Below are 5,295 nucleotides of genomic sequence, written 5' to 3' on the forward strand. Positions count from 1 at the left end.
CGAACAGCTCCATGGCAGGCCTCCTCCCGACCGATTCAACCGATGGAGCCTGCCCGGAAAGCCTCCCTCCCGTCACTCTTCGACCGGGAGGAGGCCGGAGCCCCACAACCCGATCTTTTTCTTTGCGGAGGCGCACAAGCTCCCGATCTCGCAGGTGCTCCCAACAGAGTCCCCCGCTTTGGGTGCAGATCAGCCGGATCGCTCTTGAGAGCGGTCAACGCCGAAGGGGGCGGGGAGGGGCTTTGGTGCCCCGGCCTTATCGTGAGAGCGAGAGGATGTTCAGGCCCGCGACATCCTCCTCGATCTGCTGCCAGCCCAGAGAAATGTAGAAGGGCGCGTTGCCTCGTGTGGCGCGGAGATAGACCGTGGGAAAGCTCGCCGCGAAGGCTCTTGCCGCTGCTGCCTGCACCAGCGCAGCTCCGATGCCCTGTCGGCGATGCTCGGGATCGACCCACAATGCCGCAATCCAGGGGCTGTAGCCGGGCCGTTCGTCCATATCGCTGCCGATCAACGACACCGTCCCGAGAAACCGCTCGCCTGCTGTCGCGACAAGCGCAACCGGGATGGTTTCGGGGCCGAGGCTTTGCCGAACACGGCTGTCGATCTGCTCGAGGAGATACCCCTCGTCGCGCCACCATGCCTTCCAGATCCGGTCGGACACGGCCCCGCGGAAATGTGGCCGCTCGCTCAGAGCCGTAATCTCGACGGTCTGGTCAGTCGTCGTCATCATGGCTTCGGCGTTTCCACGGCGCAGCTTGCGATGGCAAGCCAAAGGCGGTCGCGCTATCAGGGAAAGCGAAGTTGCCCTGGCCACGGGGCGGCGAACGAACGGAGGCCGACTGCGGGATGCCTCGCGACATGATCGCTACCGGCTCAGATGCCTGCACAACCTTCGAGACCGAACGACTCTTGCTCCGTCCGCGTACGCTGGCCGATACCAATGATTGCCTGCTCATGGACCGCGAGCCCGAGGTCACCCGCTATGTCAGCGGACCATGGTCCGACGCATCGGCCCACCGAGAATTCATCGAGAACCGCACGTCCAGCCCCTGGCTGCCGGGCATGGGCTACTGGACGATCATGCTGCGACAGGAGCCTGCCGTTTTCGTCGGGTGGGTGCTTTTGATTCCTGTGGACGCGGTCGGACCTGAGATCGAGATTGGCTGGCGGCTACGCCAGCGGTTCTGGGGCCAAGGACTTGCCACGGAAGCCGCGCGGCCTGTTCTGACCCACGCCTTCGACGTGCTGAAGCTCCCAGAGGTCATTGCGGAGATCGACCCCGACAATCTCGGTTCCCTGCGGGTTGCGGAGAAGATCGGATTGAAGCAGCGGGGGGCAGTGCGGCATTCAGGAAAGCTCGCTATGCGCTATTCGCTGATGATCAGCGAGGCCGCAACGGCTTTAGGGCTTTCAAGCGCCTGAACTGAGGATGAAGCCGAAGCGAATGGCCATGTCGGGCTCGACGTCATCGTCGCGGCCCCGGTGCCGGATCGCTGATCTATATCAGCAATCCCAACTCGACTTCCGCGCATATCAGAGGTTGTGCCCATCAGAACCTGACGTCGAGCTTGCCCTTGAGGGCGTGATCGCGGGCATTGTCGCTGATTGCGGCGCTGTAGCTGACGCCGAGTGTGGTGCTCGCGGATGTGCGCCAGGCGAGCCCGGCCTCGGCCACCAGGGCGTTGCGGGCAAGGGGAGCGGCATAGGTCTGGAACGGCGTTGCGGCGCCGATGAAGGCGAGGTTGGCCGCGGGTGTCGTGTCGCCGAAGGCATGGCGCCAGCCCAGCATGCCGCGAGCCAGCAGCGGCATCGCGCCCAACTGCATTTCCGCCCGCAGGCCGAGCGTCGTGAAGCCGAGGCGCTGGTCGCGGCCAAGCACCTGCAGCGCGGCTGCGCCACCTGTCTCGGCGTCGCGGCTGGTGCGGACCGTGACGGCCGCGATCTGCGCAAAGGGCTCGAATGAGACCGGTCCGTAGGGCAGGGCGTAGCCAATCTCGGCGAAGGCCTGAGCGGTCGCGCTGCGGCCATCGAAGCGCAGCACATCGGAGATCCCGGGCAGCGCGACCCGGCGCGTCACGTCGAGATCGCTCCAGGCATAGGCCGCGCCGGCACGCAGCGAGACCGCGCCGAAGCGCAGGCCGCCATAGAGCGCACCATGGGCACTGCCCAGTTCTCCGCTCGAGCGGCGCCCGTCGACATCGAAATCGGTGCGCGTGTAGCCGCCGGCGATACCGAGGCGCCATTGCCCATCGCCGGCCCCTGTCGCGTTGAACTCCGCGCCGAACAGCATGCCACCGCCGCGCCGGTCGAGGGACGCTGCGTTGCGGTCGCTGTCCGTGCGCCCTTGCGCGCCGATTGCCTCGCCCCAGAGCGTGAAGCGTTCCATGGCGAGGCTTGGCGCCGGCAGCGTCGTGCCGGCCGATCTGCCCGGCCTGTCGGCGCTGAAGGCGCCGTCCACCGTACCGGCCGATCCGCCAGCGGCCAAAGGCCAGCGCAGCCGGTTGAGGATGGATTCGCGAATGAGATGGCTGTCCTCGATCGCGACGCCGACCGATTGTGCATGGACCTCGCCCGAAAGCCCGTCGAAGCCGGCGCGGGCGTCCGTGACGCTTGCCGTGATCAAGGCATCGTAGACCCGGTTGCCGCCCCCCAGTGCTTCGGCCGCTCTGGCTGCGCCAGCCTGATTGCGCGTCAGGGCGAGCTGCGGAAAGGCGGTCGCGTTGCGATCGAGCGCCAGGGCCACGTCATTTGCGCCATAGGACAGGCTCGGAGTCAGGAAGGCGAAATTGGAGGTCACGCCGGCGAACTGCCCGATGATCCCGCCCTGCGCCGTCAGGATTGTGTAGCGCGTCGACGGCCTATAGCTGCCTTGCGCCGCCAGAAGTTGAACAGTTCCTCCGGATACGGTCGCGGTTCCGGTGGCGGCGATCCTGTCGGACTGGCCGGCCGCATCGACCTCGACCTGATATGTCGAGCCGGGAGCGAACGTGATGTTGCCAGCGACGGTCAGCGTGCCGATCGAATTGCCCGGCGCGACCATGCCGGCATTGCCGACAGTGACGCTCCCGACCGTGCCCGAGCCGCCGAGAGAACCACCAGCCAGGGTGATGGCGGAGTCCGTCAGCGAACCGTTGACCGTGAGCAGGCCCGACAGCACCGAGGTGGCCCCGGTATAGCTGCTGCTCCCCGTCAGAATGAGCTGGCCGGAACCCTGCTTGGTGAGCGTACCCGTACCCGAGATGTTTGCGGCAAGTATGGAGACGTCGACAAAATTGGCGAGGATCGCGCCGTCATTGACGATCGCCGGCGCATTGATCGTGCCGGCAAGCCAGCCGGCGCCGATCTCGAGCGTGCCAAGGCGGCCAATCTGCAGGCCTGCGCCGGCATTGACAGTGCCGCCGTCAGCGGCGGTGAGGGCGCCGGTGTAATCGCCACAGCCACAGCCGGGATAGCCGACGAGCAGGCCGCTATTTGCGTTCAGCACGGATCCGGCGCCTGTGACGCTGACGCTGGCACGGGCAAACCCGAACAAAGGGTCCGGATCGGAACCGATCCAGAGCGGGCCGGAGGAATTGACGGTGCCTCCGGCCGAGATGGTCAAGGTGCCGGTTCCGCCGAAGGAATAGCCGCCGACGAACAGATTACTGCCGACCGTCCAGCTCGAACCGCGCCCTGTCACCGTGACGGTCGTCGACGGCCCGATGCCTTCGATAGCGGCCTCGGCCCTGCTCTCCATGGCGGCGCCGGCGCTGATCGAAAGTCCTACATTGCTCGGGCCACCGATCCCCGTGAAACCTTCCACGGTCACCAAGGAATTCGGGCCGGAAACCTCCATGTTCGACTGCATGGCGAGAAGCCCGAAAGGATCCACCATATGCAGTGTGCCGCCATTGACGACCCGCAAGGTGCCGCCGGCCACGGCGATGCTACCCGAGCCTCCTGCCGGATCGCCGACGCTCAGCGACCCGCCATTGATTTCGAGTGTCGGGTTCGAGCAGCCGCAAAGGAGAAGCAGCCCCTCGATGCTGTTGCTCGTGCCCGTCAATGACAGGGCGCCAGGCCCGTCAAGGGAGAGCGAGCCCGGGCCGGAAATCTGGCCTGAGAAGATTGTTGCGACAGGCTTGGCGCCAATGGTCAGCATGGTGCCATTGCCGATGACGACGTTGCCCGCTCCCGACAGCGCACCCACCGTGGCGCCGAACCCGGCAGCACTTGCAATTTCGATCGTTGCCCCAGCTGCGACCCCGAAATGGGAGTTCGCTGAGAACGCCGTCGAAGAGTCGGCGACGAGACGCCCACCCAGGACACTGGTTGCGCCCGAATAGTCGTTGTTGCCGGAGAGGGTGGCTGTGCCGGAGCCGGTCTTGGCGAGCGCGCCAGTGCCGTTCATCGCATTGGCGATGGTAATGTCGAGGCCGTTGCTCTGGTCGAGCGTCAACGTGCCGGCGCCGAGTGCGATGTTGCCGGTGAGATTGGCGGTGCCAGCCACCGCGACGGCCAGGCTGCTGTTGCCGGACAGCTCGAGAGCGTTGCCGTGGGCGCCGCCGCCGCCCAGACCGCCGGAGATCGAGCCGCTCGCGCCCAGCGTGATGCTCAGGCTTTGGCCGGTGATGCCGGCTCCGGCCTGACCGGTAGAGCCCGGGACGATGCCGGAGCCACCGGCGCCGCCGTCTCCGCCGCGCACCGCGCCATTGACCACGAAGCTGGCACCACTGGAACCGATCAGCCCGGCACCGCCATTGCCGCCGGTTCCGCCTGTCGCGCCGACGCTGCTGTTCCCCCCAGCTCCGCCGTCGCCGCCCCTGACACTGGCATTGATCGTGAGCGACGTGCCGGCTCCGCCGGTCAATGCCAAGCCAATGCCGCCGCTGCCGGCATTGCCGGCCTCCAATTGACCGTTGCCGCCATTGCCGCCATTGCCGCCCGTCGCCGTCGACGTGAGCAAGCCGAGCGCACCGGTGCCGGTTATCACCGCGCCATATCCGCCGGCGCCGCCACCACCGCCACCGCTTCCCGCGAGATCATTGCCGCCGTTGCCGCCATGGCCGCCTGAGACACTGACGGTGGGAGCCGTCACATCCACGCTGCCATGAGCGCCACCGCCGCCACCACCCGCGCCGTTGAAATCCTGTCCGTCCTGCCCTGCGGATCCTGGAGCAGTTCCTCCAGCTCCAGCGGTACCGCCGACACCCGAGTCACCTCTGCCGCCTGGGCCGCCCGTTATGCCGGAGCCACCCCCACCTCCGCCTCCGCCGCTACTGCCGACGCTCCCGCTGCCCCCGGGGAGGGTGAGAT

General features: G+C 66.9%; 3 protein-coding genes. 1 reads left to right on the plus strand and 2 read right to left on the minus strand.

Annotated features, from left to right (window positions below; translation table 11 throughout):
- Window positions 1-256 precede the first annotated feature (256 nt).
- A complete protein-coding gene (locus tag FG93_RS05020) occupies window positions 257-730 on the minus strand; it encodes a GNAT family N-acetyltransferase (RefSeq protein ID WP_052513398.1) in 474 nt (157 codons plus the stop codon).
- 128 nt (window positions 731-858) lie between these two features.
- Between FG93_RS05020 and FG93_RS05025 the strand changes: the two genes are divergently transcribed.
- On the plus strand, window positions 859-1,422 hold the full coding sequence (locus FG93_RS05025) for a GNAT family N-acetyltransferase (protein WP_043232586.1): 564 nt from the start codon (window positions 859-861) through the stop codon (window positions 1,420-1,422).
- Between the two features lie 127 nt (window positions 1,423-1,549).
- Here FG93_RS05025 and FG93_RS05030 read toward each other — a convergent pair whose 3' ends face one another.
- Entirely contained in the window at window positions 1,550-5,077 is a 3,528-nt protein-coding gene (locus tag FG93_RS05030) for an autotransporter domain-containing protein (RefSeq protein ID WP_152579317.1), read from the minus strand.
- Window positions 5,078-5,295 lie beyond the last annotated feature (218 nt).

Source organism: Allobosea sp. LC85, assembly GCF_000735605.1.
Taxonomy (GTDB): Bacteria; Pseudomonadota; Alphaproteobacteria; order Rhizobiales; family Beijerinckiaceae; genus Allobosea.

Excerpts from the sequence above, each read along its gene's own strand:
- FG93_RS05025 (WP_043232586.1), top strand. The coding sequence starts at position 859 with ATGATCGCTACCGGCTCAGATGCCTGCACAACCTTCGAGACCGAACGA.
- FG93_RS05020 (WP_052513398.1), bottom strand. The coding sequence starts at position 730 with ATGATGACGACGACTGACCAGACCGTCGAGATTACGGCTCTGAGCGAG.